The 14,596-nt window shown below is 61.6% G+C and carries 10 protein-coding genes and 1 pseudogene; 5 read left to right on the forward strand and 6 right to left on the reverse strand.

All coding sequences use genetic code 11. The annotated features are described in order from the left end of the window. Positions 1–76: 76 nt before the first annotated feature. On the forward strand, positions 77–2,923 hold the full coding sequence (gene rapA / locus GN234_RS11645) for an RNA polymerase-associated protein RapA (protein ID WP_109755783.1): 2,847 nt from the start codon (positions 77–79) through the stop codon (positions 2,921–2,923). A gap of 245 nt (positions 2,924–3,168) precedes the next feature. Here the strand turns inward: rapA and GN234_RS11650 are convergent, their stop codons facing one another. The 4 genes from GN234_RS11650 to GN234_RS11665 all read right to left on the reverse strand — a co-directional run bounded on the left by GN234_RS11650 (position 3,169) and on the right by GN234_RS11665 (position 7,257). Beyond that, positions 3,169–4,011: a cache domain-containing protein gene (locus GN234_RS11650; RefSeq protein WP_176688510.1), complete on the reverse strand. Its 843-nt coding sequence runs from the start codon at positions 4,009–4,011 to the stop codon at positions 3,169–3,171. Positions 4,012–4,294: 283 nt separating this feature from the next. Further along, entirely contained in the window at positions 4,295–5,170 is an 876-nt protein-coding gene (locus tag GN234_RS11655) for an ATPase (protein WP_163855047.1), read from the reverse strand. Positions 5,171–5,277: 107 nt separating this feature from the next. After that, complete coding sequence (locus GN234_RS11660) at positions 5,278–6,270, reverse strand: NAD-dependent epimerase/dehydratase family protein (protein ID WP_109755780.1); 993 nt, start codon at positions 6,268–6,270, stop codon at positions 5,278–5,280. A gap of 87 nt (positions 6,271–6,357) precedes the next feature. Continuing rightward, positions 6,358–7,257 (reverse strand): LysR family transcriptional regulator ArgP, encoded by a 900-nt coding sequence (locus GN234_RS11665; RefSeq protein ID WP_109755779.1) that lies wholly within the window; start codon positions 7,255–7,257, stop codon positions 6,358–6,360. Between the two features lie 98 nt (positions 7,258–7,355). On the opposite strand from GN234_RS11665, the gene GN234_RS11670 reads away from it, so the two are divergent. From GN234_RS11670 to GN234_RS11685, 4 genes are all read left to right on the forward strand, one after another. Beyond that, on the forward strand, positions 7,356–7,958 hold the full coding sequence (locus GN234_RS11670) for a LysE/ArgO family amino acid transporter (RefSeq protein WP_109755778.1): 603 nt from the start codon (positions 7,356–7,358) through the stop codon (positions 7,956–7,958). A gap of 175 nt (positions 7,959–8,133) precedes the next feature. Continuing rightward, positions 8,134–8,730, forward strand: a complete 597-nt coding sequence (locus GN234_RS11675; protein WP_116831632.1) for a superoxide dismutase — start codon at positions 8,134–8,136, stop codon at positions 8,728–8,730. 294 nt (positions 8,731–9,024) lie between these two features. Further along, positions 9,025–11,076: a putative bifunctional diguanylate cyclase/phosphodiesterase gene (locus GN234_RS11680; protein ID WP_116831631.1), complete on the forward strand. Its 2,052-nt coding sequence runs from the start codon at positions 9,025–9,027 to the stop codon at positions 11,074–11,076. 173 nt (positions 11,077–11,249) lie between these two features. After that, positions 11,250–12,593 carry an imelysin family protein gene (locus tag GN234_RS11685; protein ID WP_176688511.1) on the forward strand — a complete coding sequence of 448 codons (1,344 nt, stop codon included), beginning with the start codon at positions 11,250–11,252 and terminating at the stop codon, positions 12,591–12,593. Positions 12,594–12,857: 264 nt separating this feature from the next. Here the strand turns inward: GN234_RS11685 and GN234_RS11690 are convergent. Continuing rightward, positions 12,858–14,098, reverse strand: a pseudogene (locus tag GN234_RS11690) (RNA polymerase sigma factor). Next, complete coding sequence (locus GN234_RS11695; RefSeq protein ID WP_176688512.1) at positions 14,098–14,574, reverse strand: SRPBCC family protein; 477 nt, start codon at positions 14,572–14,574, stop codon at positions 14,098–14,100. The pseudogene GN234_RS11690 and the gene GN234_RS11695 overlap by 1 nt, the downstream one beginning before the upstream one ends. Positions 14,575–14,596 lie beyond the last annotated feature (22 nt).

A 14,596-nucleotide genomic window follows, 5' to 3' on the forward strand; every position in this document is an offset into this window, starting at 1 on the left:
AGCGTGCGTAAATCCTTTGGTCTGAAGGTTCCTTCCGTTAAGATAACCGGCTTTTTCAAGGCGGGAGTCAGGCAGCATGGCGCAGCAGTATCAACCGGGGCAACGCTGGATCAGTGACAGCGAAGCCGAGCTGGGTTTAGGCACCGTTCTGGCACAGGACGGCCGCTTGTTGACCGTGCTCTATCCGGCCACTGGCGACACTCGCCAGTACGCGCTACGGAATGCGCCGCTCACCCGCGTACGGTTTTCCCCGGGCGATGTGATCACTCACTTCGAAGGCTGGAAAATGACCGTGCGCGAAGTCGATGATGTCGATGGGCTGCTGGTCTACCACGGCCTCAATGGGCAGAACGAAGTCGTCACCCTGCCGGAAACCCAGCTCTCGAATTTCATCCAGTTCCGCCTGGCCAGCGACCGTCTGTTCGCCGGTCAGATCGACCCACTGGCCTGGTTCTCCCTGCGCTACCACACCCTGGAGCACACCAGTCGCCAGTTGCAGTCTTCGCTCTGGGGCCTGGGGGGTGTCCGTGCCCAGCCGATCGCCCACCAGTTGCACATTGCCCGTGAAGTGGCCGACCGCATCGCACCACGGGTGTTGCTGGCGGACGAAGTCGGCCTGGGCAAGACCATCGAAGCCGGCCTGGTGATCCACCGTCAACTGCTCTCCGGTCGTGCCAATCGCGTACTGATCCTGGTTCCGGAAAACCTCCAGCATCAGTGGCTGGTGGAAATGCGTCGGCGTTTCAACCTGCAGGTCGCGCTGTTCGACGAAGAACGCTTCATCGAAAGCGATGCCAGCAACCCGTTCGAAGACACCCAGTTGGCCCTGGTGGCGCTGGAGTGGCTGGTGGACGACGAGAAGGCCCAGGACGCGCTGTTCGCCGCCGGCTGGGACCTGATGGTGGTCGACGAAGCTCACCATCTGGTTTGGCACGAAGACCAGGTCAGCCCGCAGTACGCCTTGGTCGAACAGCTCGCCGAGACGATCCCGGGCGTGCTGCTGCTGACCGCGACCCCGGAACAACTGGGCCAGGACAGCCACTTCGCCCGCCTGCGCCTGCTGGACCCCAATCGCTTCCATGACCTGAAGGCCTTCCGCGCCGAGAGCGAAAACTATCGCCCGGTGGCCGAAGCCGTGCAGGAATTGCTGGACAAGGGCCGTCTCTCGCCCGAAGCCCACAAGACCATCCACGGCTTCCTGGGCAACGAAGGCGAAGCCTTGCTGACCGCCGTCAATGACGGCGATGTCGAAGCCAGTGCCCGCCTGGTGCGCGAATTGCTGGACCGCCACGGCACCGGCCGCGTACTGTTCCGCAATACTCGCGCCGCGGTGCAGGGCTTCCCGGAGCGCAAGCTACACGCCTACCCGCTGCCATGCCCGGACGAATACCTCGAGCTGCCGTTGGGCGATCATGCCGAGCTGTACCCGGAAGTCAGCTTCCAGGCCCAGCCGGACGCCAGCGAAGAAGAGCGCTGGTGGCGTTTCGACCCGCGGGTCGAGTGGCTGATCGACACGCTGAAAATGCTCAAGCGCACTAAAGTGCTGGTGATCTGCGCCCACGCCGAAACCGCCATGGACCTGGAAGACGCCCTGCGCGTGCGTTCCGGCATCCCGGCCACGGTGTTCCACGAAGGCATGAACATCCTGGAGCGCGACCGCGCGGCAGCCTATTTCGCCGACGAAGAATTCGGCGCCCAGGTGCTGATCTGCTCGGAAATCGGCAGTGAAGGCCGTAACTTCCAATTCGCCCATCATTTGGTGCTGTTCGACCTGCCGTCCCACCCGGACTTGCTGGAGCAGCGCATCGGCCGTCTGGACCGGATCGGCCAGAAACACACCATCGAGCTGCATGTGCCGTACCTGGAAACCAGCCCGCAAGCGCGCTTGTTCCAGTGGTATCACGAAGCCCTGAATGCCTTCCTCAACACCTGCCCGACCGGTAACGCCTTGCAGCATCAGTTCGGCCCGCGCCTGCTGCCCTTGCTGGAAGAAGCCGACGATGGCCAGTGGCAAGCGCTGATCGACGAGGCCCGCGCCGAACGCGAGCGCCTGGAGGCTGAGCTGCACACCGGCCGCGACCGTTTGCTGGAGCTCAACTCCGGCGGCGCGGGTGAAGGCGATGCGCTGGTGGAAGCCATTCTCGAGCAGGACGACCAGTTCACCCTGCCAATCTACATGGAAACCCTGTTCGACGCGTTCGGCATCGACAGCGAGGACCACTCGGAAAACGCCCTGATCCTCAAGCCAAGTGAAAAGATGCTCGACGCCAGCTTCCCGCTGGGCGACGACGAAGGCGTGACCATCACCTACGACCGCAACCAGGCGCTGTCTCGCGAAGACATGCAATTCATCACCTGGGAGCATCCGATGGTGCAAGGCGGCATGGACCTGGTGTTGTCCGGCTCCATGGGCAACACCGCCGTGGCGCTGATCAAGAACAAGGCCCTCAAGCCTGGCACCGTGTTGCTGGAATTGCTCTACGTCAGTGAAGTGGTAGCCCCACGCTCACTGCAACTGGGCCGTTACCTGCCACCGGCCGCCCTGCGCTGCCTGCTGGACGCCAACGGCAACGACCTGGCCGCCCGGGTCTCGTTCGAAACCCTGAACGACCAGCTCGAAAGCGTGCCCCGTGCCAGCGCCAACAAGTTCATCCAGGCCCAGCGCGACCAACTGACGCCACGGATCAACGCCGGTGAAGAGAAAATCGCCCCGCGCCATGCCGAACGCGTGGCCGAGGCCCAGCGCCGCCTGGCCGCCGATACCGACGAGGAACTGGCGCGCCTGACCGCCCTGCAAGCGGTCAACCCGACCGTGCGCGACAGCGAACTGGTGGCCCTGCGCCAACAGCGTGAGCAGGGCCTGGCGATGCTTGAGAAGGCCGCGTTGCGCCTGGAGGCGATTCGGGTGTTGGTAGCGGGCTGATTGCCGCAGCAACCCGACAAAAGGCCCGCAGCGATGCGGGCCTTTTTTTGTGGAACCTGCCATACACAGAACTGTTTAGACCGGAGACATGATCACTGTGGCGAGGGGATTTATCCCCGCTGGGTTGCGCAGCAACCCTCTGCGTTCTAACTGATGATCGTGTTGGTTGATGGATTATGGGGCTGCTGCGCAGCCCAACGGGGATAAATCCCCTCGCCACAAATACACGCGCCTCGGTGCCAGCCTCAAGGACTGTAATACCCCACCGCCACCAGGAAATGCCCGACCTTCTTCAGGTACGCGTGCTTGTCCTCGACCTTGCCGGTCACCGGGTTCTTCCAGCGATATTCATACTCCCCCACGTCCTGCTTGCCGATCATGGCCAGGATCGGTTCCCCCACTGGCTTGCCATCGGGGTCCTTGACCTTGGCGAAGTCGGTATTGATCAATCGCAGGTTGGTGCCGTGGCCGACATAGCGCCGGGTATTGAGATCGACGACAAAGACATACAAGTCATCCTGCAGATAACCGCCCTTAAGGGAGTTAACCGCCGTCAGCGTGGCTTTTTCGTTTTTCAGTAAATCGCTCGAAGCCTTGTCGAGCAAGGCCCTGGCCTGCTCGGCAGAGGCCCGTGGCAGGTAGTAGCCGACGGCCAGGATTCGCTCGCCGACGCGTTGGAAATACACATGCTTGCGCTCGACCTTGCCATCCGCCCAGTTCTGCCAACGGTACTCGGCTTGCTGGATGCCACTGGCCTCGGGGGTTTTCAAGGCGTCCTTGAAGGCTTTGCGCAAGTCCGGCCCCAGCACCTCGGAGACGTCTCGGCCGATCAACGCCGAGGAAGGCCCGCCGCTGGCGAGCATCACACCCTGGGTGTCCACCACGAAGACGTAGCGATCCTTGTCGACGAATTCCCCTTGGCGACTGAAGGCGGCAAAAGCTTTGTCGCCGTTGTCGTGGTAATAGGCCAAGGCTTTCTCCAGCAGCGCCCGGGCCGCCTGGCCGTCATCAGGTGTCGCTGCATGAGCCTGTGCCAACCCCAACACAAGCATTACCCCCAGCCAGGCCATCCTGTGAAAAAAACCCATATACGCGCCCCTCGTTCTTGTTGGTATTTCAAGAGCGTAGACGGCGTGGGGTGATGTTGAAGTATTCAGGGGGATTCTGGGGAGCACTTATGCTGAAGATAGCGGTGGGTCAGTCAATAGCGGATTGACTGAGACTCAGCCTTCGCGAGCAAGCCCGCTCCTACAGTGGATCTTTGGCAGCTACAACATTCATGTTCGCTGAGGATCCAGTGTGGGAGCGGGCTTGCTCGCGAAAGCGGCCTGACTGTCACCCCCTTCAGTAACTATTAGCCCCCCAGCTTTGTCATTGAGCCCGAGCGTTGAGCTGCTGCTGCAAATGCTGGATCTGCGCTTGCAAAGTGTTGATGTTACGGGTGACCTGGCCGCGAAAGGCGTCGAACTCGGCGGTGTTGCCGCCCTTATCCTGCTGGCTCTTGAGCACGATCACGTCCTGTTCCAGACGGTCGATGGCAGAATTGGAGGTGGCTCTTTTCAGGGCGGTGATGTCGGCGCCGATGCTCTTGAGCTGGGCATCCAGGGCACCGCCCTCGCCCTGGCTTTTCAGGGCGGTAACTTCAGTCGCCAGCGTCTTGACCTGGGCCTGGAGCTCCTTGTTGGCCGCTTGCAGTTGAGTGTTGGTGTTCTGCTGTTCAGAGGCCTGGGCAATGAGCTGGGCCAGTTCCTTGTCCAGGTCGGCGGACGGGCCGAAGGTGGCTTGCTGTTGCTTGTACTGCTCCAGCAGTTTGTTGTCGAATTGCTTGCCCTGATCCTGCAACTTGCTTTCCAACTGCTTGATCTGCAGTTTCAAGGCCTCACTGTCGCTCATCACATTGGACTGACCGGCGACGACCTTGCCGGAAAACTCCTGCAGGCGCCCCGCCGCATCTTCACTGATCCGGGCGAAGCTTTCCTGGGTAGCCACCAATTGCTGCTCCATCATGGAAATCTGCTGGAAGCTCCACCAGGCCAGGAAACCGAACGCACACAGCAGCGCGCCGACCAATGCCCACAGCGGCCCGGTGCTGGGACCCTTGACCTTGGCCGCAGCCACGGGCGCCGGGCGCGCTTGCACGTGGGGCTGGCGGTTGGGCAGGAAATCATCGTCATCGGGAATGTCGGCCCGCATCCGCAGGCTCGGTACATCATCGAAGTCGTCGTTGGCATCGTTACGCATGGGCATGGATTCAACCTTTGAGAAACCGGTGATGGCGTGATGCGGCGAGTATAACCCCCTCGCCCGCCGCACCGATTGACCCCGAACATGACACTCGGTTCATGACGGGCCGATCAGCGGGCATTTTGGACCCTCCACCAAGCGCAAAATTCATCGAGGGCGGTCCACAGGCTGACTTGCGGATCGTAATCGAGATAATGCCGCGCCCGGCTGATGTCCAGGGTGAAACTTTTGTTCATGACCTGCATGCCCAGGCGCGACAGCGTCGGTTCGGGGCGGCCCGGCCACAGCTTGCAGAAACCTTCATTCAAGGCCGCGACACTGTAAGCCAAGCCGTAGGAACGATAACGCCGGACCTGTGGGACTTCCATCTGACGCATCACATAATTGACCACGTCCCATAGCGGAACCGGTGCCCCGTTGCTGATGTTGTAGGCCTTGCCCAAGGCTGAATCGGTCGCCAGCAGGCTGCTGAGCAACGCTTCATTGAGGTTTTGCACGCTGGTGAAATCCACCCTGTTCAACCCGTTGCCAACAATGGCCAGGCGCCCCTTGCGCTGCATTTTCAACAGGCGCGGGAAAATGCTCATATCACCGGCGCCGGTCACGAAACGCGGGCGCAGGGCCAGCACTTCGAGGCCGAATTCCTGGGCACCGAAGACCTTCTGCTCGGCCAGGTACTTGGTGGCGGCGTAGGGGTGCTTGAAGCGCTTGGGCACTTGTTCTTCGGTCAGCCCGAGGTGATCACGGCCGTCGAAGTAGATGGACGGCGAGGACAGATGAACCAGGCGGCGAACCTTCTGCTTGAGGCAGGCCTCGACGACATTTTCCGTCACCTGGACATTGCCCTGGTGAAAATCCTGGTAGCGGCCCCAAAGCCCCACGGAGCCGGCGCAATGCACGACGGCCTCGACATCCAGGCACAAATCGCGGGCCAGCAGCGGGTCGCTCAGATCCCCTTGGACAAACTGTGCACCGCGCCGCACCAGGTGCTCCACGCTCTCGGCCCGGCGACCGTTGACCCGTACATCCAGGCCTTGCTCCAGGGCGAAACGCGCAAAGCGCCCGCCGATGAAGCCGCTCGCGCCGGTGACCAGAATTTTCATGAATGCTCCTAAGAAATGCGGTTACGAGCCTCGAGCTACAACCTGCAAATTAATCTGTGCGCTGCTTATTTAGTTGCAGCTTGACGTCTATTGCGGCTCCCAAGGCACCAGCCATTGCCGGGAGGATTGAATCAACTGTTCGGTCAATGAACCGAGCAACTGCCCGCCGTTGCGCCAATAATGCCAGTACAGCGGCACATCGATCGGTTTATCTGCCAACAGCTCCACCAGCTCGCCTCGTTCCAGTTGCCCACGCACTTGCAGCTCCGGCGCCAGCCCCCAGCCGAGGCCGGCCTCGGCAAGACGGATGAATCCTTCGGACGACGGGCACAGATGGTGTTCGAAACCGCCCTCCACCCCCAGGGACGCGAGGTAGCGGTGTTGCAGGAAATCGTCCGGGCCAAACACCAGTGCCGGCGTATGGGCCAACTGATCAGCGCGCGCGCCATCGGGGAAATGCCTGGCTATGAACGCCGGACTGGCCAGGGCCCGATAACGCATGGCCCCCAGCAATACGCTGCGGGCGCCAGCCACAGGACGCTCACTGGCGCAGACACACGCCGCCACTTCGCCAGCGCGCATGCGCTTGAGGCCGACGGTCTGGTCTTCTACCACCAAGTCGAGCAACAGATGATGCCGGGCGCAGAAATCGCCCACAGCCGCTGCCCACCACGTCGCCAGGCTGTCGGCATTCAAGGCGATGCGCAGGCGTTCGGGCAGGCCCTCTTCATCCAGTGCCGGTACCAAACTTTGCAGGTCACGCTCTAACAGACGCACCTGTTGCACATGGTTGAGCAAGCGGCGACCGATCTCGGTCGGCGCAGGCGGCGTGGCACGCACCAGTACGGGCTGGCCGACCCGCGCCTCGAGCAGTTTGATGCGCTGGGAAATCGCCGATTGCGACAGCCCCAGTACCTGGGCGGCCCGCTCGAAACCGGCTTGCTCGACGACCGCCGCCAGGGCGGAAAGCAATTTGTAATCGAACATCAGTTTTCCTAATGAGCAATCAGCAAGATTGGTTTTTCTTATACAGCTTGCCACCGGAGAATGGCCAGCATTCAAGCATCGACGGGGGAGTAAAAATCATGTGGCAAAGCTACGTTAACGGACTGCTGGTGGCACTTGGGCTGATCATGGCCATTGGCGCGCAGAACGCGTTTGTGCTGGCCCAGAGCCTGCGTCGCGAGCATCACTTGCCGGTAGCGGCGCTGTGTATCACCTGCGATGCGTTGCTGGTCGCCGCCGGCGTGTTCGGGCTGGCGACCTTGCTGGCTCAAAGCCCGTTGCTGCTGTCGATCGCTCGCTGGGGCGGCGCGATATTCCTGCTCTGGTACGGCAGCCAGGCGTTGCGTCGGGCCTGCTCGAAACAGAGCCTGCAACAAGGGGAAAAACAGGCCGTGCGCTCGCTACGGGCGGTACTGCTCAGCGCGCTGGCGGTGACGCTGCTCAATCCCCACGTGTACCTCGATACCGTGTTGCTGATCGGCTCCCTCGGTGCCCAGCAAAGTGTCCCCGGTGCCTATGTGGTGGGGGCGGCCAGTGCCTCACTGCTGTGGTTCTTCACCCTGGCCTTCGGTGCCGCGTGGCTGGCACCCTGGCTGGCTCGTCCAAGCACCTGGCGGATTCTCGACCTGCTGGTGGCGGCGATGATGTTTACCGTGGCGGTGCAATTGATCGTCAACGGCTGATTATTCCAAACCGCTCTGGAACCTCTATCCCACACAGTTGTTGCGTGGTTATGCCGCCCCCCCGGTGCTATGATCCGACTCCTGCGCCGCAAAGAGTACAAACTCCCCGGCGCTAGTCTGGCCGCCCGTGATCGGCCTTGCGCTCACCGCAACTGACCTGATTAGGAGAATCACCATGGCTTTCGAATTGCCGCCGCTGCCCTATCCACACGACGCACTGGCGCCGCACATCTCCAAAGAAACTCTGGAATTCCACCACGACAAGCACCACAACACCTATGTCGTGAACCTGAACAACCTGGTGCCAGGCACCGAGTTCGAAGGCAAGTCTCTGGAAGAAATCGTCAAGACTTCCTCGGGCGGTATCTTCAACAACGCCGCTCAGGTCTGGAACCACACCTTCTACTGGAACTGCCTGGCGCCAAACGCCGGCGGTCAACCAACCGGCGAACTGGCCGAAGCCATCAACAAGGCCTTCGGTTCGTTCGACAAGTTCAAGGAAGAGTTCAGCAAGACTTCCATCGGCACCTTCGGTTCCGGCTGGGGCTGGCTGGTGAAAAAGGCTGACGGTTCCCTGGCCCTGGCCAGCACCATCGGCGCCGGCAACCCGCTGACCAGCGGCGACACCCCGCTGCTGACTTGCGACGTCTGGGAACACGCCTACTACATCGACTACCGTAACCTTCGTCCGAAATACGTCGAAGCGTTCTGGAACCTGGTCAACTGGAAATTCGTCGCAGAGCAATTCGAAGGCAAAGCCTTCACTGCCTAAGCGTCAATGCCAGACAAAAGAACCCGGCACCGCGCCGGGTTTTTTTCGCCGGGTAAAAATGTCCGCAGGCAAAATACCTCGCGTCTGGAACCCAAGAAAAAATCCCTGGAGGCCTCAAGTTGCGGCCCCTTCCAACCGACACAATGGTCATAGAGCAAACACTCTGGAAAAAACGTACATCGGTCAGGTTTCAAGCGAAAACCCTTGTGTTTGATTGTCCCTTTGACTGCCATCACAGGATTGCCAATACTCATGGCAACTTGACGCTACCCGCACGGAACAAGGAACCACTCTTTGAAGCTGGAACTCAAGAACAGCTTGTCTGTGAAGTTGCTCCGGGTCGTGCTCCTCTCGGCATTGATCGTTGGCATGATCTTGAGCTGCGCCCAGATCGTGTTCGATGCCTATAAAACCAACCAGGCTGTCGCCAGTGACGCCCACCGTATCCTCGATATGTTCCGCGATCCTTCGACCCAGGCCGTCTACAGCCTGGACCGGGAAATGGGCATGCAAGTGATCGAGGGCCTGTTCCAGGACAAAGCCGTGCGCATGGCTTCCATCGGCCATCCCCGCGAAACCATGCTCGCCGAAAAAACCCGGCCCTTGCAGCACTCCGAAAGCCGCTGGCTGACCGACCTGATCCTGGGCAAGGAGCGCACTTACACCACGCAACTGGTAGGACGTGGGCCCTACAGTGAATATTACGGCGACCTGAGCATTACGCTCGACACCGCCACCTACGGCGAGGGTTTCATCGTCAACTCGGTGATCATCTTCATTTCCGGGATGCTGCGGGCCCTGGCCATGGGCCTGGTGTTGTACCTGGTCTATCACTGGCTGCTGACCAAACCGTTGTCGCGGATCATCGAGCACCTGACTGAAATCAACCCGGATCGCCCCAGCGAGCACAAGATCCCGCAGTTGCGAGGCCACGAGCAAAACGAGCTGGGCCTGTGGATCAATACGGCCAACCAATTGCTCGAATCCATCGAGCGCAACACGCACCTGCGCCACGAAGCGGAAAACAGCCTGCTGCGAATGGCCCAGTACGACTTTCTCACCGGCCTGCCCAACCGCCAGCAGCTTCAACAGCAACTGGACAAGATCCTGGTGGATGCCGGGCGCCTGCAACGCCGGGTAGCGGTGCTGTGTGTGGGGCTGGATGATTTCAAGGGTATCAACGAACAGTTCAGCTACCAGACCGGCGACCAGTTGCTGCTGGCCTTGGCCGATCGGCTGCGGGCCCACAGTGGCCGGCTCGGCGCCCTGGCGCGACTGGGGGGCGACCAGTTCGCCCTGGTCCAGGCCGACATCGAACAGCCTTACGAGGCCGCCGAGCTGGCCCAGAGCATCCTCGATGACCTGGAAGCGCCGTTCGTCATCGACGACCAGCAAATCCGCCTGCGGGCCACCATCGGTATCACCCTCTTCCCCGAAGATGGCGACAGCACCGAGAAACTGTTGCAGAAAGCCGAGCAGACCATGACCCTGGCCAAGAGTCGCTCACGCAATCGCTACCAGTTCTACATCGCCAGCGTCGACAGCGAAATGCGCCGCCGGCGTGAACTGGAAAAAGACTTGCGCGAGGCCCTGGCCCGCGAGCAGTTCTCCCTGGTGTACCAGCCACAGATCAGTTACCGCGACCTGCGCGTGGTGGGCACCGAAGCCCTGATCCGCTGGCACCATCCCGAGCACGGCCTGGTGCCGCCGGACCTGTTCATTCCCCTGGCCGAGCAGAACGGCACCATCATCGCCATTGGCGAATGGGTACTGGACCAGGCTTGCAGTCAATTGCGCGAATGGCACGACCAGGGCTTCGTCGACCTGCGCATGGCGGTCAACCTGTCGACGGTGCAACTGCACCACGCCGAATTGCCACGGGTGGTGAACAATCTCCTGCAAATGTACCGGCTGCCGCCGCGCAGCCTGGAGCTGGAAGTCACCGAAACCGGCCTGATGGAAGACATTACCACCGCTGCCCAGCATTTGCTGAGCCTGCGCCGTTCCGGGGCGCTGATTGCCATCGATGACTTCGGGACCGGCTATTCGTCCCTGAGCTACCTCAAGAGCCTGCCGCTGGACAAGATCAAGATCGACAAGAGCTTCGTCCAGGACCTGCTCGACGACGAGGACGACGCCACCATCGTCCGGGCCATCATCCAATTGGGCAAGAGCCTGGGTATGCAGGTCATTGCCGAGGGCGTCGAGACAGTCGAGCAGGAAGCCTACATCATCGCCGAGGGCTGCCACGAAGGTCAGGGGTATTACTACAGCAAACCACTGCCGGCACGGGAATTGGGCGCTTATCTGAAGCAGGCCGAGCGCAGCAAGGTTTCCATCATCTGATTTCCCCCTCCCAGGCGCCTACAGACGCTGCCGAAAGGCAGCGATCCGCATTATTAAATAAGAAATATTTACAACCATAACCCTTTACACATAATGCAAATCTTTCGCATTATGTCGCAGTTTTTGCGCACCCTCGCGCCTGTCCCATCCATCACCGAAGCAGGATGTTCGCCATGATTCGTATGCCCCTGGCTACCGCCAGTCTGCTGGCCATCGCTATTTCCCTCGCCGGTTGCGGCGAAGGCAAAGACAAGGCCGCCGCGCCGCAAGCGCCAACGCCTGCCGCCAGCACCGCGGCACCGGTCGCCCCTGCTGCTGCCGGCAAAGTCGACGAAGCCGCCGCCAAGGCCGTTGTCGCGCACTATGCCGACATCGTCTATGCCGTCTACAGCGATGCCGAATCCACTGCGAAGACCCTGCAAACCGCCGTCGACGCGTTCCTGGCCAAGCCGAACGCCGAGACCCTGAAAGCCGCCAGGGCTGCCTGGGTCGCCGCACGCGTGCCGTACCTGCAAAGCGAAGTGTTCCGCTTCGGCAACACCATCATCGACGACTGGGAAGGCCAGGTGAACGCCTGGCCCCTGGACGAAGGCCTGATCGACTACGTCGACAAGTCCTACGAGCACGCCCTGGGCAACCCGGGCGCCACCGCCAACATCATCGCCAACACTGAAGTCCAGGTGGGCGAAGACAAGGTCGACGTGAAGGACATCACCCCGGAAAAACTCGCCAGTCTCAACGAGCTGGGCGGTTCCGAGGCGAACGTCGCCACCGGCTACCACGCCATCGAATTCCTGCTGTGGGGCCAGGACCTCAACGGCACCGGCCCTGGCGCGGGCAACCGTCCGGCTTCGGACTACCTGCAAGGTGCCGGCGCCACGGGCGGCCACAACGACCGTCGCCGTGCCTACCTCAAGTCCGTGACCCAATTGCTGGTCAACGACCTGGAAGAAATGGTCGGCAACTGGAAGCCGAACGTGACCGACAACTACCGCGCCACCCTGGAAGCCGAACCAGCCGAAAGCGGCCTGCGCAAGATGCTGTTCGGCATGGGCAGCCTGTCCCTGGGCGAACTGGCGGGCGAGCGCATGAAGGTGTCCCTGGAGGCCAACTCGCCAGAAGACGAGCAGGATTGCTTCAGCGACAACACCCACAACTCGCACTTCTACGATGCCAAGGGCGTGCGCAACGTGTACCTGGGCGAATACACCCGCGTCGACGGTACCAAGATGACCGGTGCCAGCCTTTCGTCCCTGGTGGCCAAGGCCGACCCGGCCGCCGACACCGCGCTCAAGGCCGACCTGGCGGATACCGAGGCCAAGATCCAGGTCATGGTCGATCACGCCAACAAGGGTGAGCACTACGACCAACTGATCGCCGCAGGCAACACTGCCGGCAATCAGATCGTGCGCGACGCCATCGCCGCACTGGTCAAGCAGACCGGTTCGATCGAACAGGCTGCGGGCAAGCTGGGCATCAGCGACCTGAACCCGGACAACGCTGATCACGAGTTCTGATCAACGCGAGAAACAAAACCTGTGGGAGCGAGCCTGCTCGCGATGAGGGCATATCAGTCGACATCACGGTTGGCTGATCCACCGCTATCGCGAGCAGGCTCGCTCCCCACAGTTGATTTCAGCTGTTCACAAAAGTAATGCCAGCCACAGACCCTGTGGGAGCGGGCTTGCTCGCGAAGACGTCGGCACAGTCGACATTGATGTAGCCTGACACTCAGCCTTCGCGAGCAAGCCCGCTCCCACAGGAACCTCGTTGTTTGTGGTTCATCGCTGCAATCCAGCAAGCCGCCCTTCGATAAATCGCCGTTCGGGCAGTTGCTGCGTCAGTTCGAGCGCACGTCGGTACGCGGCCCTGGCCTCGTCCACTTGCCCCAACTGCCGACAGAACTCCGCCCGTGCCGAATAGGCCAGGTGATAGTCAGTCAAATCCCCCCCCTGGCGAGTATCCCGTCAACGAGGCGCAAGCCTGCTTCCGGTCCGTCGCGCTTGGCCAGGGCGGCGGCGCGATTGAGCTCGATTACCGGCGACGGCACAGCCCGCAACAAAACATCATAAAGCCCGACGATCTGCGGCCAGTCGGTCTGCTCTGCCGTCGGCGCTTCGGCGTGCACCGCCGCAATCGCCGCTTGCAGGCAGTACGGCCCGAACCGCCGGGTCTTCAGCGCAGTTTCCACCAGCCCACAGCCCTCGGTGATCAACTCGGCGTCCCACAAAGATCGCTCCTGCTCATCCAGCAGGATCAGTTCACCGGTCGACGACGTTCGCGCCGGTCGCCGGGACTCGTGCAGCAACATCAACGCCAGCAACCCCATGACCTCGGCCTCGGGCAGCAACTCCATCAACAAACGCCCAAGGCGGATGGCTTCGCGGGTCAGGTCTTCGCGAGTCAACTCAGCGCCCATCGACGCCGAATAACCTTCGTTGAACACCAGGTAGATCACCCGCAGCACACTGTCCAACCGTTCCGGCAGCTCCGCACGAGACGGCACCTGGTAAGGGATCCCGGCATCGCGGATTTTCGCCTTGGCCCGCACGATGCGTTGGGCTATGGCCGCCGGAGCGGCGAGGAAAGCCCGGGCGATTTGCTCGGTGGTCAGGTCGCAGACTTCCCGCAGCGTCAGGGGCACCTGGGCATCAGCTGCCAGGGCCGGGTGGCAACAGGTGAAAATCAGCCGCAGGCGATCGTCTTCCACGTCTTCCTCACTCCACTGGCCCTGCTCCAGCTCTTCGAGCTGGGCGATCAACATCGGCCGGGACGCGGCGAAACGCGCGCGCCTGCGCAAACTGTCGATGGCCTTGAAACGCCCGGCAGAAACCAGCCAGGCCCGCGGATTTTCCGGCACACCGTCGCGCTGCCAGCGCTCGACCGCAATGAAGAAGGCCTCGTGCAAGGCTTCTTCGGCGAGGTCGAAGTCCCCCAGCAGGCGAATCAGTGTCGCCAGGATCCGCCGCGAGTCTTGCCGATAAACCTGCTCGACGCGCGCCTTGACCGTTTCGGCCGACATCAGTCGGGCATGCCTTGGGTAACCAGTGCCTCGAGCCGGTCCAGGCTCTGGCCCCACCCCTCATGGAAGCCCATGGCTTCGTGCGCCTGACGGTCCTCCTCGCTCCAGTGCAGCGCACGGGCGGTGTAATGGGTTTTGCCGTCCACCTCCTCGAGCAGCACCTCTGCGGTCATGAAGGCCTTGCCGGAGGGGATCCAACCGGGCACGAACGCATCGGTGAACACCAGGCGCCGCGGGGCGAGGATTTCCAGGAACACGCCCATGGTCGGGTATTCACTGCCGTCGGGCGCACGCATCAGGGTGCGAAACTGGCCGCCGACCCATAGGTCCATTTCGCACTCTGGCGTTGTCATGCCATGGGGTCCCCACCATTGGACCAGCAAGGCCGGCTCGGTCCAGGCGCGGAAAATCTTCTGGCGCGGGGCATCGATCACCCGGCTGATGGATAACGCGTAAGCGGCAGCTGTAAGGTTCATGAATGAAATCCTGTTTGTGCTT

Source organism: Pseudomonas bijieensis, from assembly GCF_013347965.1.
Taxonomy (GTDB): domain Bacteria; phylum Pseudomonadota; class Gammaproteobacteria; order Pseudomonadales; family Pseudomonadaceae; genus Aquipseudomonas; species Aquipseudomonas bijieensis.